At 32.4% G+C, this 23,475-nt stretch carries 29 protein-coding genes; 8 read left to right on the top strand and 21 right to left on the bottom strand.

The window, feature by feature from the left end; translation table 11 throughout:
- The first annotated feature begins 78 nt into the window (after positions 1-78).
- Positions 79-903, top strand: coding sequence for a UbiA prenyltransferase family protein (locus CELAL_RS03570; protein ID WP_013549550.1), 825 nt, complete (start codon positions 79-81; stop codon positions 901-903).
- Here CELAL_RS03570 and CELAL_RS03565 read toward each other — a convergent pair.
- On the bottom strand, positions 900-1,127 hold the full coding sequence (locus CELAL_RS03565) for a hypothetical protein (protein WP_013549549.1): 228 nt from the start codon (positions 1,125-1,127) through the stop codon (positions 900-902). The genes CELAL_RS03570 and CELAL_RS03565 overlap by 4 nt on opposite strands.
- The gene (locus CELAL_RS03560) at positions 1,124-1,684 is read right to left on the bottom strand and encodes a sigma-70 family RNA polymerase sigma factor (protein WP_013549548.1); all 561 of its coding nucleotides are present in this window, start codon (positions 1,682-1,684) and stop codon (positions 1,124-1,126) included. Before CELAL_RS03560 ends, CELAL_RS03565 begins: the two co-directional genes overlap by 4 nt.
- A gap of 77 nt (positions 1,685-1,761) precedes the next feature.
- Between CELAL_RS03560 and CELAL_RS03555 the strand changes: the two genes are divergently transcribed.
- Positions 1,762-2,118: a rhodanese-like domain-containing protein gene (locus CELAL_RS03555; protein WP_013549547.1), complete on the top strand. Its 357-nt coding sequence runs from the start codon at positions 1,762-1,764 to the stop codon at positions 2,116-2,118.
- Between the two features lies 1 nt (position 2,119).
- On the opposite strand, the gene CELAL_RS03550 is transcribed toward CELAL_RS03555, so the two are convergent.
- The 5 genes from CELAL_RS03550 to CELAL_RS03530 are packed head-to-tail and all read right to left on the bottom strand — an operon-like array spanning position 2,120 to position 5,372.
- Positions 2,120-3,028 carry a TIGR01777 family oxidoreductase gene (locus tag CELAL_RS03550; protein ID WP_013549546.1) on the bottom strand — a complete coding sequence of 303 codons (909 nt, stop codon included), beginning with the start codon at positions 3,026-3,028 and terminating at the stop codon, positions 2,120-2,122.
- Between the two features lie 7 nt (positions 3,029-3,035).
- On the bottom strand, positions 3,036-3,923 hold the full coding sequence (locus tag CELAL_RS03545) for an SAM-dependent methyltransferase (protein WP_013549545.1): 888 nt from the start codon (positions 3,921-3,923) through the stop codon (positions 3,036-3,038).
- Between the two features lie 10 nt (positions 3,924-3,933).
- Positions 3,934-4,374 (bottom strand): hypothetical protein, encoded by a 441-nt coding sequence (locus CELAL_RS03540; RefSeq protein WP_013549544.1) that lies wholly within the window; start codon positions 4,372-4,374, stop codon positions 3,934-3,936.
- Between the two features lie 58 nt (positions 4,375-4,432).
- Positions 4,433-4,816 (bottom strand): hypothetical protein, encoded by a 384-nt coding sequence (locus CELAL_RS03535; protein ID WP_013549543.1) that lies wholly within the window; start codon positions 4,814-4,816, stop codon positions 4,433-4,435.
- Positions 4,817-4,868: 52 nt separating this feature from the next.
- The gene (locus CELAL_RS03530) at positions 4,869-5,372 is read right to left on the bottom strand and encodes a GbsR/MarR family transcriptional regulator (protein WP_013549542.1); all 504 of its coding nucleotides are present in this window, start codon (positions 5,370-5,372) and stop codon (positions 4,869-4,871) included.
- Between the two features lie 429 nt (positions 5,373-5,801).
- Between CELAL_RS03530 and CELAL_RS03520 the strand changes: the two genes are divergently transcribed.
- From CELAL_RS03520 to CELAL_RS03500, 5 genes are read left to right on the top strand one after another with little or no spacing between them, the layout of a single operon-like run.
- Entirely contained in the window at positions 5,802-6,578 is a 777-nt protein-coding gene (locus tag CELAL_RS03520; protein ID WP_013549540.1) for a hypothetical protein, read from the top strand.
- An 11-nt stretch (positions 6,579-6,589) separates the two neighbouring features.
- Positions 6,590-7,153, top strand: coding sequence for a hypothetical protein (locus CELAL_RS03515; RefSeq protein WP_013549539.1), 564 nt, complete (start codon positions 6,590-6,592; stop codon positions 7,151-7,153).
- Positions 7,154-7,173: 20 nt separating this feature from the next.
- Entirely contained in the window at positions 7,174-8,160 is a 987-nt protein-coding gene (locus CELAL_RS03510) for an SPFH domain-containing protein (RefSeq protein ID WP_013549538.1), read from the top strand.
- 4 nt (positions 8,161-8,164) lie between these two features.
- The gene (locus CELAL_RS03505; RefSeq protein ID WP_013549537.1) at positions 8,165-8,785 is read left to right on the top strand and encodes a tetratricopeptide repeat protein; all 621 of its coding nucleotides are present in this window, start codon (positions 8,165-8,167) and stop codon (positions 8,783-8,785) included.
- Between the two features lie 22 nt (positions 8,786-8,807).
- The gene (locus CELAL_RS03500; protein ID WP_013549536.1) at positions 8,808-9,683 is read left to right on the top strand and encodes a hypothetical protein; all 876 of its coding nucleotides are present in this window, start codon (positions 8,808-8,810) and stop codon (positions 9,681-9,683) included.
- Between the two features lie 154 nt (positions 9,684-9,837).
- Here CELAL_RS03500 and CELAL_RS03495 read toward each other — a convergent pair whose 3' ends face one another.
- From CELAL_RS03495 to CELAL_RS03485, 3 genes are read right to left on the bottom strand one after another with little or no spacing between them, the layout of a single operon-like run.
- Positions 9,838-10,221 (bottom strand): DUF3037 domain-containing protein, encoded by a 384-nt coding sequence (locus tag CELAL_RS03495; RefSeq protein ID WP_013549535.1) that lies wholly within the window; start codon positions 10,219-10,221, stop codon positions 9,838-9,840.
- Complete coding sequence (locus CELAL_RS03490; RefSeq protein WP_013549534.1) at positions 10,211-10,990, bottom strand: HipA family kinase; 780 nt, start codon at positions 10,988-10,990, stop codon at positions 10,211-10,213. The genes CELAL_RS03495 and CELAL_RS03490 overlap by 11 nt, the downstream gene beginning before the upstream one ends.
- 48 nt (positions 10,991-11,038) lie before the next feature.
- On the bottom strand, positions 11,039-11,443 hold the full coding sequence (locus CELAL_RS03485; RefSeq protein ID WP_013549533.1) for an OsmC family protein: 405 nt from the start codon (positions 11,441-11,443) through the stop codon (positions 11,039-11,041).
- Positions 11,444-12,277: 834 nt separating this feature from the next.
- Here CELAL_RS03485 and CELAL_RS03480 point away from each other — a divergent pair.
- Positions 12,278-13,171, top strand: coding sequence for a hypothetical protein (locus tag CELAL_RS03480; RefSeq protein WP_013549532.1), 894 nt, complete (start codon positions 12,278-12,280; stop codon positions 13,169-13,171).
- 362 nt (positions 13,172-13,533) lie between these two features.
- On the opposite strand, the gene CELAL_RS03475 is transcribed toward CELAL_RS03480, so the two are convergent.
- The 11 genes from CELAL_RS03475 to CELAL_RS21365 all read right to left on the bottom strand — a co-directional run bounded on the left by CELAL_RS03475 (position 13,534) and on the right by CELAL_RS21365 (position 23,298).
- Complete coding sequence (locus CELAL_RS03475; protein ID WP_013549531.1) at positions 13,534-13,983, bottom strand: hypothetical protein; 450 nt, start codon at positions 13,981-13,983, stop codon at positions 13,534-13,536.
- 370 nt (positions 13,984-14,353) lie between these two features.
- Positions 14,354-15,229, bottom strand: coding sequence for a DUF1963 domain-containing protein (locus tag CELAL_RS03470; RefSeq protein ID WP_013549530.1), 876 nt, complete (start codon positions 15,227-15,229; stop codon positions 14,354-14,356).
- A 169-nt stretch (positions 15,230-15,398) separates the two neighbouring features.
- Positions 15,399-16,166, bottom strand: a complete 768-nt coding sequence (locus tag CELAL_RS03465) for a hypothetical protein (protein ID WP_013549529.1) — start codon at positions 16,164-16,166, stop codon at positions 15,399-15,401.
- Between the two features lie 187 nt (positions 16,167-16,353).
- Entirely contained in the window at positions 16,354-17,670 is a 1,317-nt protein-coding gene (locus CELAL_RS03460; RefSeq protein WP_013549528.1) for a DUF2931 family protein, read from the bottom strand.
- A gap of 760 nt (positions 17,671-18,430) precedes the next feature.
- Complete coding sequence (locus CELAL_RS03455; RefSeq protein ID WP_013549527.1) at positions 18,431-19,021, bottom strand: hypothetical protein; 591 nt, start codon at positions 19,019-19,021, stop codon at positions 18,431-18,433.
- A 224-nt stretch (positions 19,022-19,245) separates the two neighbouring features.
- Positions 19,246-19,458 carry a hypothetical protein gene (locus CELAL_RS03450; RefSeq protein WP_013549526.1) on the bottom strand — a complete coding sequence of 71 codons (213 nt, stop codon included), beginning with the start codon at positions 19,456-19,458 and terminating at the stop codon, positions 19,246-19,248.
- Positions 19,451-19,795, bottom strand: a complete 345-nt coding sequence (locus CELAL_RS03445) for a DUF3024 domain-containing protein (protein ID WP_013549525.1) — start codon at positions 19,793-19,795, stop codon at positions 19,451-19,453. Before CELAL_RS03445 ends, CELAL_RS03450 begins: the two co-directional genes overlap by 8 nt.
- Positions 19,796-19,999: 204 nt before the next feature.
- Complete coding sequence (locus CELAL_RS03440) at positions 20,000-20,965, bottom strand: Fic family protein (RefSeq protein ID WP_041557476.1); 966 nt, start codon at positions 20,963-20,965, stop codon at positions 20,000-20,002.
- Positions 20,966-21,161: 196 nt separating this feature from the next.
- A complete protein-coding gene (locus tag CELAL_RS21370; protein WP_013549523.1) occupies positions 21,162-21,968 on the bottom strand; it encodes a hypothetical protein in 807 nt (268 codons plus the stop codon).
- Between the two features lie 149 nt (positions 21,969-22,117).
- Positions 22,118-22,423: a PDZ domain-containing protein gene (locus CELAL_RS03430; RefSeq protein WP_041557474.1), complete on the bottom strand. Its 306-nt coding sequence runs from the start codon at positions 22,421-22,423 to the stop codon at positions 22,118-22,120.
- A complete protein-coding gene (locus CELAL_RS21365; RefSeq protein ID WP_052303974.1) occupies positions 22,420-23,298 on the bottom strand; it encodes a retropepsin-like aspartic protease in 879 nt (292 codons plus the stop codon). The genes CELAL_RS03430 and CELAL_RS21365 overlap by 4 nt, the downstream gene beginning before the upstream one ends.
- Positions 23,299-23,475: the final 177 nt, after the last annotated feature.

Here is a 23,475-nt window from a genome sequence, read left to right as displayed (position 1 = left end):
TAGGTTATTTAGACTCCTGTATATTTAAAGTTTTGAACTAAAAAGGAAGGTTATAAACAGTTTGTTTATTTTTGTTTGATGAAGTATGCAAAACGTCTTTTCGATTTTTATTTAGATGCTAGTATTCACGTTGCTTTTGCAGTACTTGCTCTTATGGAAGTTACGGCTATATTGTTGAACATTTCTATCGATCGTCACTTGAAGTTTTTGGTATTTTTTGGTACGATGACTGCCTACAATTTTGTAAAGTATGGGGTAGAAGCAAAGAAATATATATTGGTTGCCAACCGATACCATAAGAACATTCAGTTTTTTAGTATCATAGCTTTAATTATTGCCTGTTACAGCGCTTTTTATTTAAATGAAAATGAATTGTATTTAATGGTAGGCTTATTTTTTTTAACAGGTTTATATGCTGTTCCGTTATTGCCGCATACTAAAAATTTAAGAAATTTAGCGGGACTCAAAGTTTTTATCGTCGCATTAGTTTGGGCAGGAGTTACGGTAGTATTGCCTAGTTTTGAAAAACCAAATGTTATTCTTTGGGATGTGGCTATCGAAGTAATACAACGTATTTTGCTAGTTCTAATACTGCTTGTGCCTTTTGAAATCAGGGATCTAAAATACGATGCTGCTGCTCTAAAAACCATTCCACAACGTTTTGGAGCACATAAAACACTGGTTTTTGGTGGTTTTTTAGCAATTATACTTTATGGTTTAACCTTTTTAAAAGAAGATTTAACCCCATTAGATGCTATTACAAAAGGTGTTTTGTTCCTAATATTAGGACATATAATGCTGTATACTAAAAAGAACCAAAACAAATATTATGCTTCTTTTTGGGTAGAAGCAATTCCAATTTTCTGGTGGATTTCTATACTTTTAGTAGAAATAGGGATTTAAATGCTATTCTTTAAATCATTCTTCATTTTCTCTTTATCTAATTCAGATAAATTTGTAAGCTTCGCTTTATCACATAAGGACGTAAGCTGTGTATTTTTTTTAGTGTGTACTGAACAAAATTTACAGAAAAGAATATGAAATTTTAATTTTACTTTTTCAACAAAAGTAGCTTCTTCATATTGGGCTTTATCACAAATAAGTGCAGCTTTTTCGCAGGAAATCATATATTAAACCAATTTTGATTAAGGCAATCCATCAAGGCTGTTCTTGACCTATGAATCATTACCCAAAGATTTGACGGATTAATTTCTAATTCATTACAAATATCTTCAGTACTTATTCCTTGAATTGTTTTCATTTTAAAAACTTGGCCCTGTTTTTTTGGTAATTTACTAATGCAATCATGGATAGCAGAACCTAATTCTTCATTTTCAATACCGTCGTTTTCTAATATACTAAAGGGATCGGCTACTTGCTCTTCTAACCAATCGCCATCACTATCAACACTAGAATTATAGGTCATTCTTACCTCGGCCTTACCTTTATTCGAATTAATTTTTCGATAATGATCAATGACTTTTCGTTTAAGAATAGAGATTAACCAAGTACGTTCTGCAGCTTCTCCTTTAAAATTTTTAGCAGATTTTAATCCGGCTAAAAAAGTTTCTTGAACAATGTCTTTGGCTATTTCGGCATCACTAACACGGATTACTGCATAGTTAAATAAGTAATCGGCATATTGGTCTACCCATGTATCTGGATGCAATGAATGTGATGTCATATACTTTTTTAGAGTTCTCAAAGCTACTTAATTTTTTTAACAACGATTATTGTACATTTAACTTTTAAATATATTTTATGAAATATTCAGTATTGTTCGCCTTTTTAGCGTTTTTAAATTATGGTTGTTCGCAAATAAAATCAAAACCTATCACAGAAGTTTCACAAGATGAACTTAAAAATGTCACTTTACTAGATGTAAGAACACCTGATGAGTTTAATGCAGGGCATTTAAATGATGCTTTGAATATCAATTGGTTTGATGCTGATTTTCAGACACAAATATCGGAACATGTGGCTAAGGATAAAACGGTATATGTGTATTGTAAGGTAGGTGGCCGCAGTGCTAAAGCAGCCGATAAGTTGACTGCTTTAGGATATACCGTTGTAAATCTAGAAGGTGGATATGATACCTATATAAAGGCAAAGGACTAGCCTATATTAAATCTTCTAAGGCACCTTTTATAGTGTTGAATTTAAATTTGAATCCTGCATCGGTTAATTTTTGAGGAATTACATTTCTACTTTTTAAAATAAGTTCAGTTTCTGTTTTAATGAGTCGTGCGCCAATTTCCAACAGGAACTTAGGAAGGGGAATCCCAAATGGAATTTTTAATTGTTTACGGATAGTTTTCATTAAAAATGAATTGGTAACAGGTTCTGGAGCAACACTGTTTACAGCACCAATTAAGTGATCGTTTTCTATGATAAAGTTGATGCTTTCTAAAAAGTCATCACAGTGAATCCAACTAAATTGCTGGTTTCCTTTACCTTGTTTACCGCCAAAGCCCATTTTTGCTAATTGTACAATAGGAACCAGCGCTCCGCCATTTTTAGCCAATACAATAGAGGTGCGTAAGGCTACTTTTCGGGTGTTAGGTGTGATACTCGCATAAAACGCTTCCTCCCAAGCTTTGGCAACAGCAACAGAAAACCCTGTACCAATTTCACCCGTTGCTTCGTCCATTTGTTGATCTAAGGAGTGTCTGTAGATTGTGGCTGTAGAAGAATTGATCCATACTTGCGGCGGATTTTTACTTTTAGTAATTACTTCGCCCAATATTTTGGTAGCGTCTACACGAGAATCCATAATTAGTTTTTTATTTTTAGGGGTATACCGGCAATCTACAGAGCGCCCTGCCATATTGATGAGTACCTCACAAGACCTAAATTCTTCTTGCCAAGCGCCAAGTGTTTTTCCATCCCAAGTTACATAGCGACACCCATTTTTGGTTTCGGTAGTACCTCGTGTAAGAATAACAATATCCGTAAATTTTGTAGTAAAATAGCTAGCAATCTCTTTTCCTAGAAAACCAGAACCGCCAGCAATAATTAATTTTTTCATGGGTAATTTATTTAGTACAGGTAATGATATAATAACCAAAGCTACGCATGTGTAGCCCTGTAAGCAGTGCATAAAATGAGCCTTTCAAATTATGGAAACTTTCTTTTTTTAAGTGCTTGTTTTGAAATAAACTTTTGAGGGCAAAACCTAAAATTGCAAACGGTACATGTAGTACCGAAGGGGCAACTCTAAAGGAGGCGTCTTCCACCTCAACTTTAGAAAAACCTTGATCTTTTAAATCTTGTACAACAGTAGTTATGGTTCCTAGCCTTTCTAAACTCCAGTGGTTGCAAAGTTTTTGGTAAGCATAGTTCCCACCATGACATAGTTCCTCTTCATTTATCTTTAAAAAGGCATCTGTAATAACAAGTTTCCCATTTGGTTTTAAAATACGGTACGCTTCTTTGAATGATTGATTGCTATGACCAGAGTGACAGAAGCTTTCTATTGCGGTCGCAACATCAAAAAAATTAGCGTTAAAGGAGGTTTGATTATAATTCTGCTTAAGAATAACTCCTTTCATTTTTTTAAGTAAATGGTTTCCTTTTTTGACTTGAAAATTTGATAAGGTAACCCCGAAAGCCGATAATTTTTCATGTCTATTTAATGCATACCGCATGGTGCCGCCCATACCACAGCCTAAATCTACAAGGGTATTTGATGTAGTAGAAAGTGCTAATTTCTTAAGTACTTGATTGTTCATCTCATTTAGCATGGAGTCCCTTTTAAACGGGTTGGTTTTAAAAGGAATAAAATAGCCAAAATGCATGTTGTAGTCCGTACTCCAAAACTTATAATCTGCGGTAGCACCATTATAAAAACTGACCATCTCCATACGGTTTTGAGTAGTTTTAGGTGTGGTAATTTCTGATAGATTTAGTAGTGTGGTTTCCATAGATGAGCTTTTAAAGATTAAAAAATTGAATACAGTTTACGAGTAGTAACCAAGTAAATACGATAGCAAAAAGAGTAAAGAGTCCGTTCATAAAATACCCGCCAATTCTAAAAAGTGGTTTTTTAGGAATTTCATACATCGGGTAGTAGGCAACCTGTGTGGCTACTTTTCCTATCCAATAGGCGGCTATTAGTCCAGTAATGGCAATGGCTAGTTTGCTTCCTTCCTGTAATTCATTGGTTAGCAAAATAGCCATCAACCCAAAAGAAAAATTTAGTCCTTGGATATACCTGCCGTACGTTTTTGCAATCTCCTGATTTAGAGGTTTTAACTTTTTTACATCGGTATACCAATCAAAGACATTGTGGCGTATGTACGGGTAAATCAAAGCTGTAAATATTTGGCCTAAGCCTCCAATGATAATGAGCCAATTTGGAACGTTATATTTCATAATTTCGTGTTTAGAACTTTCAGGAAGTATTGAAAGTGTAGTTTAATTTTTTTTTTAGTTATATTTTTTCAATGGTTTCCTCGTTGGTAGAGTTGTTTAAAAGAAGCATTTCATTTTTTAGCGTTTTTGTGATATGCACAAAATACCCGGCTAATACCATAGGAATAACACCCAAATAGATCCAAACTAAAAGTTCATGAGGATATATATTAATGTTTGAAAAAACAAAAAGTAAGATGAGGTAAGGAATGACATAAGACCAATACGTACGAATAGCGGTATGAATTTTACCATTTTTATTCATTTGATAGGTTAGATACAGAGCCATAATTACCTGTATTATCCCCAAAATAAATTGAGCCATTAATCCTCCGAAGATGGTAATATAAAGTAAGACTGTTATGGTAAAACTCCACGTATTTATGGCATGTAATATTTTCATAATCTATGTATTTAGAAGTTTCAGAAAAAAATGAAAGTTTAGATTAAATTTTTTATTTAAAAATTTTGAATAATGATTTTGTTAACCAATTTTGATTTTGGTTCACTAATTTGTTTAACATCACATCTGCAGTATCTGCTAAATCATACAGGGCCTTAGTTTGTTTAATTAATTCTCTTGTCTTTTCTGTACCATCATCTTTAATAGTAGAGACTTCTTTAAGCGTTTTTATAACAGGTTGAATTTCTCTACGGCTACGTTCTTTTGCAATGACACGTGCTAACTCTTGTACATCTTTCTCTGTAGAAAAATATTCCTTACGCTCTCCAGGTACCAATTCTTTCGTAACAATGCCCCAATCAATTAACTGGCGTACATTCATGCTTGTATTACCTCTAGAAATCTGAAGCTCTTCCATAATCTCTTCAGTAGATAATGGTTTTGTAGAAATGAAAAGTAGCGCTTGTATCTGTGCCATGGCCTTATTAATGCCCCAAAGCGTACCCAAACTTCCCCACGTACTTATAAACTTATCTTTTGCTTCTTTATAATCCATGAAGCAAAGATAACTAATGTTTTTGAACTTTCAGTAATTTGTGAAAGTTTATTTATGGAAGGGCTATTTCTGGTATTATGAGGTGGTTATGTACTAATTTCTAAGCTTAGGTCGTTCTATATTAGAATTTAATAGCGAATATCCCTTAAAACAGGGTATTGTAGTCAAAAACAAGCTATTAACTTGCATTCCATTAAAAGTAACGAACCAAGCAACATGTCAAATCCTTTTAAGAAAATTACAACAAATGCAGAGACTTCCAAAAGTGCCATGCATACGCGAGGGCAACAAACCGAAACGAGCACAAGTTCCGAGAGTTGTAAAACTTGTGGCGCACCACGGCCAAAAAAAACAAATTTGGTAACCTGTGATTATTGTAGGCAACCTTTTATGGCACATGTTGATTTTTTTAAAGAAGACTCTTAAACTATGGCAAGCAAAGAAGAACTAATACAACGTTGGGATTCCTTTTTACAAAAAATAGAAGTCCGTTTTAATGAATCTTTAGGGCATGCAGAAGAAGCCTGTCATGAGCAGTTAGTAGCGACCACTTATGAATATGACACTGTGATGCGTTCTTGGAGCGGTATGAAAGCACAAGTGCATGTATTGATAGAGAAAATTGATGAGGTTTGGGCCGGAAAAGTAGCGCCAGAAATGGAAGCTTTTGGCGATTTTGCGCATGACGAAGGAAATAAAGCCTATGATTTAAGGCATAAGTTGCTGTATTCTTTGGAAGATTTTCAACGAAAATTGGAAGGAGAACTTTCGCGAAAATTCTATGATCATGCCATACAAGTCGCTAATAAAAAAGCATCCTGTAGCCAGTGCAATGCCGATTTAGAGATTAAAAAAGACATTTTCAGGGCACAATATATTTCTTGTACATTTTGTAATACGGTAAATACAATTGCCCCAGAGACTAAGTTTATAAAAATAGGTTGGGGTATTGTAGATCATATAGCGGCATTGAAAACTTCACCTCAATATAAGGCCATGACTGAAGCAGAAGAAGCTATTAGGGCATATAGAGGCAAAGAACCAGCTTCTTTTTGGACAGATTATTACACAGTTTACAACACCTATTGGAGTGCCTATTTTACAGAACGGATGGCTCTGAACACAGATTTAAAAGAAAGATATGATTCAGACATGGCACGGAAACATAAGGAATTTGAAAATTTTAAAGAAATACAAACTAAATAAATACTAAAATTATGGAAGCAATAAACGGAGTAACTTTTGAAGATTGGGGTGCAGCCAGCGGTAATATCGCTATGGGAATGAGCGCCGAAGAGGTCTGTGAAATATTAGGAATAGAACTTCCTGTATGGCAAAAAACAAATGAAGAGTGGGGTGGCAAATTAGGCGATTTAATGGCGCAGGATATGTCTATCGCTACTACCTATGGTGGGTATTTTACAAATCCGAAAGTAGGGAAGTTTGCAGGGGTAAAATCAGACGTACCTTCGTTAGCTTCGCTCTTAGAAAAAGTGCCAGATTTTGACGCCTACCAGAAAATATTCAACCATCAGTCGGCAGCTTCTGAGTATGGCCATGATCCTGTCTCTGCATTAGAGCAATATGGTTTTAATCTGCAAGAATGGTCACAGATAAGCATGCATTATTCTACGTGGTCTAATGAGTATTTAAACCCCAATGGTGCGGAATATGAACAACGATTCAGAGAAATATCTGCTATTATGGATAAATGGAGTCAGTACTGGAAAGAAAACTTTAAGGAGGATGCTGTTGATTTAGGTGGCGATATTGATTTTTAAACACGAATAAAACAACAAGTATGGATCTTAAAAAGCAAATGCGTTCAGTTATTCAATGGGAAGATCCTAAAGATTACCAACTGTTTTTCAAATTCACCGATAGGGGTGATGAGTTAAAAAACGCATCTAAATTAATTCTACAACCGGGACAAGGTTGTATTTTTACCTATGAAGGTAAAATTGAAGGATTTTTTGAAACGGAAGGTATTTACGATTTAAAAACATCGAATACTCCTTTTTGGACCACCATTAAAAAGTTTATGAACGCTTTTGAAAGTGAACATAAAACAGGACTTTGGTTTTACAGAAAGGCGGAGCTATTAAATGTGCGTTGGGGAACAAGAATTCCAATCACCTATAATGATCCTGTCTATAGTTTTCCTGTAAAGCTTAGAGCTTATGGCAATTATTCCCTGCGGATTACCAATGCAAAAGAATTTTTTATCAACATTTTAGCGGGCCAGACAGATTATTTTGTGGACCAATTGCAAGAAGTATTTCTATCGCGTATTACACAGCCCATTTCATCTTACTTAGCCAATGCTAAGTTCTCTTACGCAGAAATAGATGGACATATAGAAACCATTGCGCAACAGGCACAACTAAAAACAACTGAAATCTTTGAAAAGCTAGGTTTTCAATTAACAGATTTTAGAATAGAAGGCACTTCGTTTGATCCAGAGACCAACAAACGGATTAGTGAAATTAGTGATGTGCAAGCCGATGTTAATGCGGCAAGCATAGCGGGAATAGATTTTGCAGAACTGCAAAGGTTGCGAGCCATGCGTGATGTTGCCAAGAATGAGGGAATGGCAGGAGCTAGTATGGGAATGCTTACTGGTATGGAAATGGGAAAAGCAATGAGCGGTACTACTGCTGCTCCGCAAGAGGCGCCTAAAAATAATATCAAAATAAAGCTTAAAGAACTCAAGGAATTTTTTGAAGAAGACTTAATTTCAGAAGAAGAGTTTCAAGCCAAAAAGCAACAATTATTAGATCAATTATAAACAGATGAAACAGCTATTCTTATTTCTTTTTATCACACCATTTGCTATGGCGCAAGCTACTTTTGTTCCTGTAGAAAAAGAGCGTTTAGATACTTGGCTTACAGAAGCCAAAGAAAATGGCGAGGTAGATATAAAACAGTTGGAAAAATTAGATGCAGAATATGCGGATGTTTTAACAACACCTGCGAGTACCAATCGTATTTTTGATTATGGGCGTATTCTTACGATAGCATTACAACCTGGTTTGGCATCGGCGAGTGAAAAAGAACTTTCTGGTCCGGCTCAAAAAATTATTGATGAAGCAGAGAAAGCATACAGAAATGCCATTAGTAATTGTGATTGCCATGGCCGCGCAAATATAATGTTGGGTCTGTTATACAATCAACAGGGTAAATATTATATCTCTGAACCTTATTTAGAAAAAGGGTTGGAATTAGAAGAAGGGGGTGAAGACTGGATGATTGCAGCAAATCAATATCTATTAGCGGGGGCTTATACTTATAATACGACAGAAGTAAAGTATGTTGAGGTGTATGTACTCTTTAAAAAATATGCTAAGACGGTCACCAAAGATGCTGCTTACTATCAAAAAATGGCCGGTTTATATGTAAGCTATTATGAATAACTAAAATAAAAAAAAACCAAGGATGAATATAGTTCAAAAAACACTTTTTGTGTGCAGTATTTTTACAGGGATAACGTCTTGTAATTTCAATAAATCAGTTAGTAAAGATTTTATCACGGGAATTTCTACTCAAGGAAACGGACTCTCTGCGGAACAGATTTTTGTTACGGTTAATAATGAAAAAGTTAGTGATAACGAGTTTTATTATGGGCAGAATATTTATACTAATTTCGAAAATATGGATGGCTTTGTTGTAGAGAACAATACGTACCATCCGCAAATGGAAGTTACTTTAGTTTCTAAAGCTGGAGATACTATTATGTATGAGCCTAATTTACTAAGTCAGAATACAGGTTTTGATGTTTCTTTGAAAACATTAACAGGTAATATGATTCTTGCCCGACCTATATATTCTGGAGAAGATTATCTTTTAAAGTATGTTATTACAGATAAAAATGGAGCGGGTACTTTTAGCTCTAGTCTCAAATTTGATATTGTTCCTGATCCTGCTATAAAAATAGCTAAAAAGGGACTGGATTTTAAAGAAGGATATTTACTGTCTCTAACTAAAAATGCGGTAATAAACGATGGGAAAGTAGACTTTGAAGAGGTTATTTTGATGGATTTTCAAGATGTTTCAGGGTATACAATGGTGAACGGATTGGTAGAATTGGGTTTAAAAATTAGAGTTACCGATGCTAATGATACCGTAATTCTTAATATGGAAGATGTGTTTGGAGAACAGTATACAAGTGAAGCTGAAATTAAAAGAGGGGTAGGGGCACAATTAAAATTAAATAAAGGGGAGTTAAAAAATCCTATTAATTTTCAAGTAACTATTTGGGATAAAAATAGTGATGCCCGTCTAGATGCAGAAACAGAACTGATTGTGGAGTAGGGCTTATGAAAACGCTTGTCACTTCGAGTGAATTATTTTGGAACGTTAGTGGAAGAATAATTAGTATCGAGAAGTCTTCAATGTTCCAAAAAGTTCTCGATACAACGTTTGTTCCGGTTCACTTCTCAACCGCCACTCGAACTGACCTAGTAGTTTACAGCACACAATCTTTAAAAATAGTTTCTAACTCTTTTTCAGGATCTTCTGTTAAACCAGAGTGAGTCATAGAACTTTGGATGATGGTACTGCGGGAAGCGGTTAACCAACGGAACCGATCTGTGATATCCAATTTACCAATAGCACCGCCAGAAGCTTCGCCTTTACATACCAAATCCCAACCTTTTAAATAGGCATTTAAAGCCTCAAAATCTTTCTCACAGACAAAGCTGCCCAGTTTTTTTTGGTTAATATGGTATTTCATGGCTAAGAATTTCTTAGGCCTAGAAAATACAATCACCCCCACATTAAAAAATTCTTCGCGCTCTACTTTCGGAACTATTCTAATAATAGCAAATTCGTACTTCACTCTATCTTGCATCTTCCGCTTCTTTAACTAGTGAATCTATCAGGGCAAGTTTAGCTTTAAAATATTCTAAATAGGCGGCTCGCATTTCGGTAGGAGTAAGGTCATCACTTTCACTTTCTAACCATTCCTCGGGAATCAAGTTTATAATTTCATTTAGTTTTTCGTCGGTTAAGGCATTTTTAATAAGAATAGATGCCTCTTTTAATTCCGTAGCACGATCTAGTAGTACGTGGTCTTTTATAAGCGGAAAAGTACGTGTCAGATGATTTTTATAGGTATTCCAATTGTGGTGAAAATAGAAACTAGCGCCATTATCAATGACCCATAATTCATTATTCCAATCTAGAAGATTAGGGTTTTTTGCGGTACGGTCTATATTACCCATTAGACTATCTAATAGCACTACTTTTGATGCGGTAAGGGCATCTATTTTAGAAACCAAAGGATCAAAGGTAATAGCACTAGATAAAAAATGAAGCCCTAGATTAAGGCCAACACTAAACTTTAAAAGATCTTGAATCTCTTCATCTGGTTCCGTTTTGCTGAACGTATTGTCTAGGTGCATAAATACCAATTCTGGCATTTTTAGACCAATAGTACGTGCAAGTTCGCCCCCCATAAGTTCGGCAACCAAAGCTTTTTGTCCTTGTCCAGCGCCTCTAAATTTTAGCACATACAGGAAACCATCATCTGCTTTTACAATAGCAGGCATAGAGCCGCCTTCGCGCAGTGGTTTAATGTACTGCACTACATTTACCGTCCGAATATCAATCTTATTCATGAGAGCGAAGATAAAAAAAGTTCCTGCAGGTAATGCGTTTGTCTTTATTTATTCTGTGACAATTTCAATAACTCCAGTAATGCTACACACCTCTTTAACGGTATTGTAAATGGTACCGTATTTTTCAATATTTTTTTTGAGCAAGCTTAGGTTTAGATGCTCATCTTTACTGTGTATTTTTAATAAATATTGAATCTCATCTATGCGTGGGGGTTTCTCTAAGCGAGTAGCCTCAATAGTTATTGCTGCAGTGGTATACGTAAAATCCATAAGCAACGAAAAACGTTCTACATTTTTTAGCATACAGGCAGATAGTGAGCCTAAAAATAACTCAGCAGGATTGGGTAAGGTGGTTGCGGTAGCTGCTGTAATACCAAAAGCGACTGTAGACTGCTTAATTTTTATAGTGGCACCTTGTCTAGAAATAGCAGTGGCTGCGCTAGAATAGTTCATGCTTTTTTTAGTATGAATTTACGTATTTTTTAGAGTCTTCTTTAGCATTTGGGATTGCTAATTATTATTTTCACAGGATTAGATTTTTCTAATTCCTTGTAATCTTTAACCTCCCAATCTTGCGGGTATACTTTTTAAATTACATGTTAGACATCCTTAAATACTTATTCTTAATCGTACTTGAATTTCAATATGCTATAAGAAGAAATTCTGTTGTCCATACTTTTTATACTAAATAGAAACAGGAAAACAGGAGCTAATAGAATCCATTCAATAGTGCAAATGATATTTAGTTTTTGAGGTGTACGGAAATAATAAAATTCTGGTAGTATTAACTTTACTAAAAGGATACAAATTGTCAGTACAGTAAATCCCCAGTATTTATTGGTATCACTTTTAAAGGAAGGCTTCATCAATATAGAAAATCCAAGTAAGAAGCCAATGATGATGATACCACTAAAAACAATCAGAATAATTTCCATTAAATTTTGTGCTATACGGATGGTAATTAGGTGTGGGATAAACGTTGTTATGAACCTTAAAAGTAAGCAACTTCAAGTTAGCACCAAATTCGTTTTACATATAGTTAATTGTTATAATTTATATGTAAAAGCGGTTATTCTCAATATAATGTTATTATGTTCTATATAATCAATTATATTTGTCGTATAAATACGACATAAGAAAATGCTAATAGTTTATTTAAACCTATGCCTTTATACCTAGTTAAAGAGAAATGTAGGGGGTGGTATATTTTTTACAGCTTCTAATCTATTGATAATCAGGATTAAAAAATTCTGAAGAAAACAAAAAATAACAATTTTAAAATTAATTATGAGGAACAATTTTAGTATTAAACAATGTATGCTTTTAAGAGGTATTATGTTATCGGTGGTAATAACCATTACATCAAGTTGCGCAAAAGAAGAGGAGCCTAGTACAGTTTCTACAGCAGATTTATCTATAGCAACACTTGTAGCAAAAGTAAATTCTGAAACGTACAAGGCACATAATTTTAATGACGGACAGTTAGACCCTTTCACAGAGGATCAAGGATTTACAGGAACCGATATTTATGGGGAAGGTATGAGTTTTCAAAGAGATTTTACGGGAGGAAAAAGGCTTAAACTTGTTTGGAAAGAATCTGAATATGACGGCAGTCGCAGGGAGCGTGGTCATGAAATTAAATTAGGGGTTAATAATAATGATGAGATTTACACAGGATTTTATCTTTTTATCCCTTCAGGGCAAAACAATAATTTGCTTAACAAAAACACTATTATTTGGCAGCTGTATAACTGGAATACGGATGGGTGTAGTAATTGGACAGCACATCTTGAGCTAAAAGGTAAGGCTCTTTATCTTAGCTATCGTAATGCTTGTGTGAGCCCCACTGTAGTTAAAATTCTTGATGGTATAGAAACAGATAAAGAATTGGCATTTCAAATTAGAGCCGTACTTTCAGGGACTAATCGCGGAACCCTTGCCGTAGTATTGGATGGCGAAATTATAGTAGATCTTAAAAATATTAATCTTGGTTTCGGCAGCTTTGATGCAAATGATAATGCAGAAACTTCTGTTGCTGGAGTAAAAATGGGTATGTACTGCTTTGATACGGCTAATTATACACCAGATGAAACACGAATTTTATATCTTGATAATGTAAGTTCATCAGCCCGCAGTGGTTCTGTCGGAAACAGCCTTGATAAGGTAGATCCTCGAAAGTAGCGGGTATTAAATATTTCTAGTTCATGATGATTAGTATATAGCATAGCGCTATGCTTTTTTTAATAGTTGTATTTCTTTCAATACATACCACATGATCTCTTGTGGAACATATATGATGTCCAATTTTATAGGTGGCTCACAAGGTATTAAAAGGCTAGAATGTATTTCTTCCAGATTTTCGCATTTTTCTAAAGACTAAAGGAGGTTTAAAGAAGGATATTTGGTGGGCACTTTTCAATAATCATCCCTTACTATCGGTATAATTTTAACCATTAATAGCGATATAGGAATATGAAAATCTAAGTGTTCGTATATTTTGAATAATAAAGGGAATAGAAAGTAATCTTTGTTACGCTTTGTATTTATTCCCAATAGTATTTAAATTTTAATTCTTTGTAATTGGGGTACTCTTTTTTATTGATAATAATCATAGCATAAAAAGAACTAGCTTCCCCAACACGTGGACAAGGCTGTTTGGGTTCATCCCAATTTATAGCTACCAAATTGTTTGTTAGTTTTATAGCTATTTGGCTAGGTCTAGCACTAAAACAACCACCGCCTACATTAAATAAAAAGACAGCATTAGTAGTGTAAAATTGCTCTTCTTGCTTGTTTTCTTTACTCAAGCCAATTTTTACCGCCTCTTTATACGTATCAATGAGTCTACCTCTATATGCTCTTCCTATGGAATAATGTATTTCTTTAAAGGGTAAATCTATGGCACTTTCTTGTGCATTTAATTGCGCAGCTACAATGAATAAGAACACTAAAATTAAATTTGCACGCATGTATTTTTGAGAAAGATATTTCATTTATATAAAATATAATTGTTAAAATAATTAAACGTAGAGCATCAAAAATTGCAAGTTTGATTAATCCGTTTGTGAGTCCTTTACCTCCTTTTTTTAAGGAGTAATTTTTTTTGTCTGTTTGGTAATCCTTGTAGTATGCGAATACTTTAACCATGGGAGCAATTGCAAATCCGATAAAGATATATAGCGTGTAATTCACTTTGTATTTTGTTAGCTAACATTTGCCTAGATTGATAATTGTGTGGAAAAGATTTTTTTGGATTTTAAGCTAAAACCAAAATTAGAAGTTTGTCTTTCTCAGTAAATTGGATAGCGCTCTCCGGTTAAGGTCTATATCAACACAATAATTGTTTAGCATCCATAATAGTAATCAATAACTATCTATTGATATTTTAATGTTATCGAAGTTTTTATTTTTCAAATCATCTTCATGTATAAAAAAGTATATTCTTCCCCAATCCCCCAAACTCATTTCAAGATTGTTATCAGAATCAAACTGAAACAACAATTTCCATTTTAAAGCTTTTTGTATTTGTTCAAGGCTCAAATTACCAAGCTCTTTAACTTCATTATTTATAAAATTCAATTCGTGAAATTCGTCTTGAATTCCGTTATAATTCCCTAATAAATGATGATTAGAAGTTGTTTCAGATTCAGCAGAATCATTCTCGAAAAAACCTTCTTCAAAAGCGTTAATAGGTGAAATATTTGTTTGTGCTTTTTTTTGAATTAATGCTACCCGAAGAGAATCCCAGGACGGGAAATTATACTCTTTGTAAATGTTAACTTCACTTTCTTTTAGTATTCGTTTTTTTGGTTTCCCAGTTAGTAGCCTTTTTAAGAAAGACGTTTTCTGTTCTTTAAATTCATGGGGAGGAATAGCTCTTTCTAATTCTTTTACTTCTTTAGAAAAAATCACTTTACCATCATCACCTGAATCTAAATTGAAGAAAAAGTACAACATTCCTTCTTTTGGTAACACATTTAATTCATCTAGTTCCTTAATTTCATTACAATTTATTTGACCTAGAAAAGAAAGTGGAGTATTATAATATTTACTTCTGGGCCAGTTTTTGTTTTTGGGTAAATCGGGACTACCTCCTAATTTAGTTTTGCCTAAATCGCTACATAAATTTCCTGTTGTTTTCAACCGAATTGAAGCTTGAATTTCTTTTAATAATAATTCCTTATAGGGATAAACTATATACTTTTCAATTACCTCAATTAATTTTATAGGGTCTCTCATTTTCTTCTATTGCTGCTTTACGATGGCCAGATTATCAATAACTTAAACTATCAAAAACGTAGGACAGATAAAGAGCGATACATTTTGGGTTGTTCTTCAGTACGCTTCCTAACTATTCACATATTTCGTATAAATCACTTTTTTTTATTGTTAGTTGCTGTCCGTTTTACTATTCCAACTGTTCTGTATATTTTAAGAAAAGTAAATTAGATTTATTGTTTACTATTTTTTCGATTTCAACTTCAGGTTGATGGTAAAGTTTAGATAAATCAGTTACCAATCCTCTATATTCATTTTCTAGAAGTTCTTCGTTTTTAATAAATCCAAGAAGGGACCCTCCAACTCCAAATAATTCATATCCATATTTTTCGTGCAGTCTTTTTGCCAAAATATAATTTTCAAAAGGATTTAAGTCACCATCAAAATACCCATTTGGAAAGGCACAAATAACTTCATAAGATTTTTGTACAGGAACTATTTTTGCTATTACATACTCATCAATCCATGAATAAGGATTTGCATTTACAGCAACTAATCTTTCTAGCTCTTCTTTATCTAAACTTAGATCCTTTTGATGAATAGAGGTGTATGCTATACCTTTAACTAATTTATCAAAATTATTTTTTCTTATAAAGAATTCGGAAGGTGTTGATAAGTATCCAAGATGTTCTCCATCTTCAAAAGCAGCGGAGTCAACCGTTGATAAATCATAATTTTCCGTGTTATCTAAATTATGATTCATGGTTGCATGGCTACTTGTATATTCTGCTTGCCCTAAATCATCAAGAGTAAGTAATACTGAATTTTCTTTATGTTGTTTTGAAAGTTGCTGGTAGGTAGCTATTATTTCTTCGATAGTTGAGTAATCACTTATGAGAAAACTTTTGCAAATTATTTCATTACTACTTTGTCCTTTCTTAAGAGGTTCAATTTTCATAGTTTTTTATTTATTACTATAATTTTATTAATGCTATTTGTTTATCTAAGAATTCTTCCATATTTGGTCAACTATAGAAAGGTTTTTGACCTCGATTAATATGCCATTATTTGTTCTCGTCTTTTTATCGATCTCTTCACGACATTACTTTTTGCTTCTTTCTGAAAATTTTAATATAGCTACAATTTTAACGAATTCGTATGCTAGCGGTTTTTAATTTTTCAAAATTAAGACTGGTATCTTTCGAAACGAGTTGAACGCTCATTTCCGTTAAGTCTGAACTGATGTTTATTACAAAATCTAAGGGTTCCTCTTTATTGTTTTCTGTTAGTTTTTCAAAATGATTAAATATTTCATCTTCTTCAAACTCAATAAATGCTCTATATTTTTGTTCATTTTTTATAAATGTAAATATGATGTAATTTGGCGTTACCAGTTTTAGATAGCTTAACTTTAGTACATCTTCATTGTATATAGCAAAATCCTCTCCATTGAAAAAAGATAAATTATAGGCAGATTTCCCTTGTCCAAAATCATTAACTAATATCTTCCAATTATATTTTTGTCGGTATTTATTGGTCCAAATTCCAAATGGTATTGGCTTGTTATTGTTTATTATTTTTCTAAACTGATAATTATCTACACAGGTACACGTATCATTTAAAACTTTTTTTCTTGCTTCTTCGTTTACAATATCCTCCTCACGAATCTTGTTTACACTTATTTCATTCGCTTTAAAAACGGCTAGTTCATCCGTTTGGTTTACACCTCCTATCCAAAGCACCACATCTCCACCAGGAGCAATTCCGGCAAACAGGTCGTTGTATTTTCCATTCACGGACTCTGCATTGGTTAATTTACCTTGATTATCCCTTACAAATCCTTTTCTGAAATAGGCTGATATTTTCTCTTCGTCAATTTCTGTATTTAGTTCATAATATTTATTCTCTACATAAGAATACCAATAGAGGTTTAAACTATTAGGTACTGCAGCTTTCCCTGCTGATTCTGACTTAACAGTACTTTCTGAAAGTCCCCATTGTTTATAATAAACTTTGTCAGTTTCTAAAAGTGTAGATGGGTTTCGATTACTTTTTACAGCAAGGGAAAAATTACTTCCTGATAATAATTTTATAGGATAACCTTCTGGTACAGAAATGCCTTGGTTGTATTCATAATTTTCTGTTTGATTATAAATTTGTTGGTTGTCAAATACCGCTCTGTCATGTGCAGATGTGAACCAAAGTATAAGGGAGCAAGTCAGAATACATAAAATGGATGTGATAAAAATAGAGTTATCACTTTTATCAAAAAAGTAGCCTACTACTAACAATATTAAAAACTGTATCGGAATTGCTATTAGAATTAAAACAATGACACCGAGTTCTTTTGGTATAATACTACTGTTATGGACAATACTAACGTCTAATATTACAAAATATATTAAAATATTAATAAAGCCAATGAAGGCAGAAATAAGTAGAGTTTTTAGATAATAATTCATTTTTTACGTGCTAAGTGGTTTTTTTTAAATTTCAGCAATCCCTCTTTTGTATTTCATTTAATGTATTCATTTCTTTTTTAATACGTATTGGACCTTCGGAAAATAGTTCTTCTATATTTTCATTTTTTACAAAAAAAAGCACTCAACCAGATTAGTTGCTGTGATTTCAAAACCAACTTTTATTTTGCCTGCAAGCCGTCAAGGCAAGTTTTTTTTGTTCTTAAGCCAAATTCAAAAGTTTGGCGACTTTCAAAAATACACTGACCAGCTCTATTTATTATATATAGTGTTACAGTAGTTATTTATTACCGATAACCATAAACTATTAAATTTCCATTATCGATTTCAGTTTCATAGTTCCCAACTGAATCAAAGCCTTTCTTTTCTGTACAACTTATAGCGAATTGTACAAGAATAACTAAAAGGTATTTTATTTCGATGTTGTTTTCGCGTACTGGATGATATACAAGAGTTGTTCTAAGCGTATTGAGCAGGTAGCGAAATTTCTCTTTCCTCGTCTATACACGGAGCTAAAGCTTTTTTGTCTTCCTACCAGCAAGGCAAGTTTAAATTTAATCGTTGCTTATTTCGCATTAAATAGCCTCATTATTCGTTGCACGGTCGTTACTTTTGCTTGCTGGTAACAAGCGCATATACGCATATTCACTATTAATTTTTTTCTGGAGGGGAGAAATACTGATTATAAAAATAACTTAAAGTAACTGTTTGTTTTTTACCTCTAGTTCTTTGTGGTAAATAATTATTCTTCAGATAATATAATTCCGTCCCAATTTAAATATTTTAGCGTACACTGAAATTCCTGTGCCGTAAATCCTGTTTTCCCAGTCGTGGATTCAACCATTTTATATTTATCTAGCCTAATTTGGTTAGTCATATCATATTGAAAATAGTAATCTTTAATAGCGTTTTCTTCTTCATAACTATACTCTATCACTGGGAGTTCAATCCATTCATTTTTAGTGTTAATTAACCAATAGTAAATAGTGTATTTACAAATTACATTACATTGTACTATTTGAACCGTAACTATGTTATTTATGTCTTTTAAGGATAATTTCGGTTCATATCGAGAAATTTCACTCACATAAGATATTCCCAGACCTGGCTTATATTGTCTAGGATATACCTTAAATTCTTTTAACTTATTTCCTTTATGGTCTATTAAAAAAATAGAGGTTTTTTTATTTTCTGAAATATCGCTTATAAGTAATGTTGAATCTACAGTTGTAAGTTTATATTTAGGTGAAACTTGAAAACCATAAAAATTTGCTTGTCCTAATAGTATGGTATTAAAGCAAAATAGAAAGAGTATTAGTAAGGCTTTCTTCATAATTATTTACAACATGCGCATATACGCATGTTAACTAGTATTTTTTCTGGGGGGAAATATTGATTATAAAAATAGCTCAAAGAAACTGTTTGTTTTTTACCTCAGTTCTTTTTAAAATTCTGAAAAGGTTTTCTATTCGCTAGAACACTTTCCAATTCTAACTGAAGATTTTTATCAGTTAATTCCGCAACAAATCGTTCCATAATTTTAAACGACTCAAAACTCTACAAAACCTCAAATTTGATAAAATCCACTTTGCTTTGATTTACTTTTTCCAATTCAGCACCAAAAGTATCACCAGAATCATCTTCGGTCATCATTTGGCCAAAATTTGGAATCGTAACCATTTCGCTAGTTCTGATGTTATAGAAACAGTCAAATCCGCAATCCAATTCTTGCGCAATTCTTTTAATTATATTTAGTTCAGTATTATCCAAAAAAGCATCCGTGATTATCTTCCTTAATTATTTCAATCATTTTGTCTAAATAGGTTGATTCTGGAAATGGGCCATAAAGTTCCCACTTTCCGCTCGCACGCATCCAATATAGATTCCATTGTCGTCTTGACTTATAAAATCTAATTTTGGCAAACTCAATATTCTGAATTTCACTTGGATTGTCCCAAAAAGGTCTTATTTCGAATAGTATTATTACTTTTCCGTCATAAGAATAACCAATATCAAGTTGCTTTCTTATTTCTATATCTTCTGGACGTAATGATTCAACAAACTTTTTTATCGTTAATTCATTTATGTCAATCGTGGTGTTTTTCATTCAGTCACAATGTTTTTTTAGCTTGCGCACAACGTTAAATATAAAACACGCAGGGTAGGAGATAAGCACTACACTTCGAGTTTGACGCTTAGCCAAATATAATATTTTGTATTTAGCTTTTTTATTGAAATGCCAAATTTTATATTTGATGGACTTTGTAAAAAAGCACAGGTCTTTGAAGTTAACTCAAATGCCCTATGTTTTTTATATATTGTTGTGCCCAGTAATTGTGTATGTTGTTTTATTATTTTCTCCTTTTTTGGATAAAATACTTAATTCAAGTCCTGTTTTTAAATCTCTTGTAGCTGTAGAAGAAGAAATGTCTTTAAAAATGTCCATATAATCTTTTCTTGTGAATTCTATTTTGTTTAAAGATTTAAAGTATTCCAATCGTTCAGTTCTATTAAAGTTCCGATTATTAAAAGACAGTAAACTATTCAATGAATTGTCTATAACTTCAAGCATATATTCAATGAATTTAGTTGATTGTCCAAGTTTATCACATTCTGATAGAGTTTTATAATATTTAGCTTGGTCAGCACTAATTAAAGTTTCAAAAGGAAGGTATTCAAAAATAGGATGTTTATCAGTCAAAATTAACGTTTGCCATAATCTTCCCATCCTTCCATTTCCATCTATAAAAGGATGAATAAATTCCATTTCGTAATGAAAAACACAACTTTTAATCAATTCAATTTCTTCTGTTTTTAAATAGTCAAATAAGTCTTGCATTAAAAAAGGTACTCTCTCAAAAGGAGGAGCTAAATGTTCAACTTTTGAACCTTTTACAATTCCAACTCCTTGTTTTCTATATTCTCCTGGTTTTTCTATTAAACCACTCATTAATTTTTTATGAGCTTTTAAAAATGATTTTCCGTTTGTTGATTGATAACTGTCTAATTTTTCATAAACTTTAATCGCGTTTAAGACTTCTTGAATATCTTTCTGAGGTCCGATTACTCTTTTATTTTCAAGCAAAGCAGTTATTTGCTCTTCGGTAAGCGTATTCCCCTCTATTTTTAGAGAAGAGTGAATCGTTTTAATTTTGTTCTGTTTTCTTAGAGTAGGAGAAGGTTTGTCTAAAAAGTTAGCATTAATTTCTCCTAATTTTTCTGATATTATAGAAATCAGTTTTAATATTTTTGGAGTAATGTTGTAAGGTGGTTTCATGATGATGCTATCAATTGATGCTATCAAATATACAATCAATTATGAATTTATTAAGTTTATCGAGTGTTTTTTTATTGGGCACAACAAGCTCATATACGCATGTGCCATATTATTTTTTTTGGGGGAGAAATACTGATTATAAAAAAAAACTCAAAGAAACTGTTTGTTTTCTACCTCAGTTCTTTGTTAGCAAAAGTTATTTTTCAGTTATTAATTTTAATCCTTCTTTTTTAACAAAACTTGGTGTGAAAATTTGAGGTTCAAACTTAATGTCTTCTATATGTCGGTCAATGTATGTCCAATATCTTATTTTTTGTAAAAATTTAAGTTTCTGTTTTTTATTCAAATTTGATAATGTAAAATAAAGCTTATGTTCTCCTTCTTTTCCTGTTATTTTTTTATAGACATCTCCTATTTTAACATTATTAAAATTTTCAAATCCACTTATAAATTCATCTAGTTTCTCTTTTATATCCCAATTTGGGTCTCTAGGACAACAGGTTGAACCAAAACCAAAAGTGTAGTAAAATACAATATTATCTTTAGTTTTTAATTTATCTATACTTGAGTTAAAAATCAATTTTGGTTGATGATTGTCAAACCTTTTAATGCTATCTATTTTCGGTTTATTTTTAAAATATGTTCTTTGGTGATAAATATTTATGTTAAGAGGTAGATCACATTCATTCAATTCGGTATCTGTTCCGTTGCTTAAGGCATTATAATATTCATCATCAGGTTTAATTAAAATATATGGTTTGTTTTTAAATAACTGATTGCTGAAAAATTGAGTTGGAAGCTTAGAATTATTAAAAACAATTGATGGTTTTTGAGTATCAAAATCTATTATAACATCTAATAAATAATCGTCAATATTTTTTACAATATCTTTTTCTTGGATTAGCATAACATTCCTAATAATTGTATCATTTATGCTTTGAGCAGTAGAATAATTATTTGCAAGAATTAGAGATAGTATAAATATAATTTTTCTGAGTTTCATTTTCAGGATTAGATTTGGTTTTAATTTTTGCCAACAAGCGCATATACGCATGTTCCATATTATTTTTTCTAAGGGGGAGAAATACTGCTTATAAAAATAGCTCAAAGAAACTGTTTGTTTTACCTCAGTTCTTTTTTGGCAATACTTTTTTAGTTTATCAAAATTTCTTTATCTAGTTGTAACGTTTGTTCATTCCCATTTCTTGAAAAAAGAATATTAATTGAGTCCATTTCCTTGATAGGATTGTTTAAAAAAAAATGACAAGCATTTTTAGCTATTAATTCTGGGAAATTTAGGTTATTTACCGTGATAATTTCATCTCCTAATTGAAGCCCGTTTTTTTTAGCATTTGAGTTTTTATATATAATAGCCACAATAGCTTTTTGGTCAACCACAGCAGTTTGGAAACCGAAGTTTTCTAATAGTGCATTAGCGTATTCTTTTTGTTTAATCATATATATATATTATGATCATCATAGCTTATGATAATTTTAAAATTCTCAAATAATTTGTTGCCAATTGTAGGATAACTGTCATCAAATTTTACAATTTGATTTTGGAATTGTAAATCGCCCATTTTGATGGATTCCACTTTTGAATCCAAATGTTTTTTGTTTTGACCCTTACCATACAATGCGGCAGAAGTTTGTCCATAATATTCAACACTTTTATTGCTATCAAGAACACTTGAGTAATGGGTTAACGGTAATTTAATTCCACCATTTGAACCCGTGTCAAATTTCACATCTTTCCTTTTCTTTTTATTTACTGTAATATCAATATTTGGTGAGTAATTTTCTCTTTTTGCATTTGTTTTAAACTTAATGACATTTGCACTTTCAGGAATTTTAAAATTATCAATATTATCAGTTAAGCGAATTACCTTTTTTTCATAATCTATTTCCCAAATAGCATCCTTTATTAAATTATTTCCAATGACGCCGTCTAAATTAAGGCAACCGATTTCAAAACCAGATTTTAAATCGGTTGAAAGCGTTTTAACTTGTGTAAATCTGATTCCGCCTACAATAATCTCATTAACTATAACATAACTTTCTTGTTGTCTGTTACCATTAACATCACTTCCCATTATAGAGCTTATACTTTTTAAATTAAGTTCTTTAACAATACCTTGAGAAAGCACAGTTGGCATTCCTGTATCAAATAGAAAGTTGTATTCTATAGTATTAATTGAGGCTTTAATAATTGGAACTCCGTAATCAAAATTGAACGGAATCTCCTTAATATAGTTAGTTTTTAACACTTCTTTTCTTGTGGTAAAACTAGAGATTACAAAAATTAATACTAGATAAGAAAATAGTTTATTCATATGTTTTTTGGGTTTGTTTAAATTATTGCCAACATATAAATATATGGCAAGTTGGACAGAAAATAAGAGATTTCTTTCGGTTTAGCCATAAGCAAAAATCGTTTATTTTAATTTTTCTCTTTTAATACCAAATCAAGAGATTTGGCAACTTAGTAAACCTGCCTTCCGGCGGGCAGC

Origin of the sequence: Cellulophaga algicola DSM 14237 (assembly GCF_000186265.1) — a bacterium.
GTDB lineage: Bacteria > Bacteroidota > Bacteroidia > Flavobacteriales > Flavobacteriaceae > Cellulophaga > Cellulophaga algicola.
This window is presented reverse-complemented; position numbering and strand designations above follow the sequence as displayed.

Coding starts and splice junctions, on each gene's coding strand:
- CELAL_RS03455 (WP_013549527.1), bottom strand. CDS start 19,021: ATGAAGAAAGCCTTACTAATACTCTTTCTATTTTGCTTTAATACCATA.
- CELAL_RS21365 (WP_052303974.1), bottom strand. CDS start 23,298: ATGAATAAACTATTTTCTTATCTAGTATTAATTTTTGTAATCTCTAGT.
- CELAL_RS03480 (WP_013549532.1), top strand. CDS start 12,278: ATGAGGAACAATTTTAGTATTAAACAATGTATGCTTTTAAGAGGTATT.
- CELAL_RS03515 (WP_013549539.1), top strand. CDS start 6,590: ATGGAAGCAATAAACGGAGTAACTTTTGAAGATTGGGGTGCAGCCAGC.
- CELAL_RS03535 (WP_013549543.1), bottom strand. CDS start 4,816: ATGAAAATATTACATGCCATAAATACGTGGAGTTTTACCATAACAGTC.
- CELAL_RS03540 (WP_013549544.1), bottom strand. CDS start 4,374: ATGAAATATAACGTTCCAAATTGGCTCATTATCATTGGAGGCTTAGGC.
- CELAL_RS03550 (WP_013549546.1), bottom strand. CDS start 3,028: ATGAAAAAATTAATTATTGCTGGCGGTTCTGGTTTTCTAGGAAAAGAG.
- CELAL_RS03555 (WP_013549547.1), top strand. CDS start 1,762: ATGAAATATTCAGTATTGTTCGCCTTTTTAGCGTTTTTAAATTATGGT.
- CELAL_RS03530 (WP_013549542.1), bottom strand. CDS start 5,372: ATGGATTATAAAGAAGCAAAAGATAAGTTTATAAGTACGTGGGGAAGT.
- CELAL_RS03500 (WP_013549536.1), top strand. CDS start 8,808: ATGAATATAGTTCAAAAAACACTTTTTGTGTGCAGTATTTTTACAGGG.
- CELAL_RS03505 (WP_013549537.1), top strand. CDS start 8,165: ATGAAACAGCTATTCTTATTTCTTTTTATCACACCATTTGCTATGGCG.
- CELAL_RS03545 (WP_013549545.1), bottom strand. CDS start 3,923: ATGGAAACCACACTACTAAATCTATCAGAAATTACCACACCTAAAACT.
- CELAL_RS03520 (WP_013549540.1), top strand. CDS start 5,802: ATGGCAAGCAAAGAAGAACTAATACAACGTTGGGATTCCTTTTTACAA.
- CELAL_RS03460 (WP_013549528.1), bottom strand. CDS start 17,670: ATGAATTATTATCTAAAAACTCTACTTATTTCTGCCTTCATTGGCTTT.
- CELAL_RS03465 (WP_013549529.1), bottom strand. CDS start 16,166: ATGAAAATTGAACCTCTTAAGAAAGGACAAAGTAGTAATGAAATAATT.
- CELAL_RS03470 (WP_013549530.1), bottom strand. CDS start 15,229: ATGAGAGACCCTATAAAATTAATTGAGGTAATTGAAAAGTATATAGTT.
- CELAL_RS03560 (WP_013549548.1), bottom strand. CDS start 1,684: ATGACATCACATTCATTGCATCCAGATACATGGGTAGACCAATATGCC.
- CELAL_RS03440 (WP_041557476.1), bottom strand. CDS start 20,965: ATGAAACCACCTTACAACATTACTCCAAAAATATTAAAACTGATTTCT.
- CELAL_RS03485 (WP_013549533.1), bottom strand. CDS start 11,443: ATGAACTATTCTAGCGCAGCCACTGCTATTTCTAGACAAGGTGCCACT.
- CELAL_RS03490 (WP_013549534.1), bottom strand. CDS start 10,990: ATGAATAAGATTGATATTCGGACGGTAAATGTAGTGCAGTACATTAAA.
- CELAL_RS03510 (WP_013549538.1), top strand. CDS start 7,174: ATGGATCTTAAAAAGCAAATGCGTTCAGTTATTCAATGGGAAGATCCT.
- CELAL_RS03430 (WP_041557474.1), bottom strand. CDS start 22,423: ATGATTAAACAAAAAGAATACGCTAATGCACTATTAGAAAACTTCGGT.
- CELAL_RS03495 (WP_013549535.1), bottom strand. CDS start 10,221: ATGCAAGATAGAGTGAAGTACGAATTTGCTATTATTAGAATAGTTCCG.
- CELAL_RS03445 (WP_013549525.1), bottom strand. CDS start 19,795: ATGAAAAACACCACGATTGACATAAATGAATTAACGATAAAAAAGTTT.
- CELAL_RS03570 (WP_013549550.1), top strand. CDS start 79: ATGAAGTATGCAAAACGTCTTTTCGATTTTTATTTAGATGCTAGTATT.
- CELAL_RS03475 (WP_013549531.1), bottom strand. CDS start 13,983: ATGAAATATCTTTCTCAAAAATACATGCGTGCAAATTTAATTTTAGTG.
- CELAL_RS21370 (WP_013549523.1), bottom strand. CDS start 21,968: ATGAAACTCAGAAAAATTATATTTATACTATCTCTAATTCTTGCAAAT.
- CELAL_RS03565 (WP_013549549.1), bottom strand. CDS start 1,127: ATGATTTCCTGCGAAAAAGCTGCACTTATTTGTGATAAAGCCCAATAT.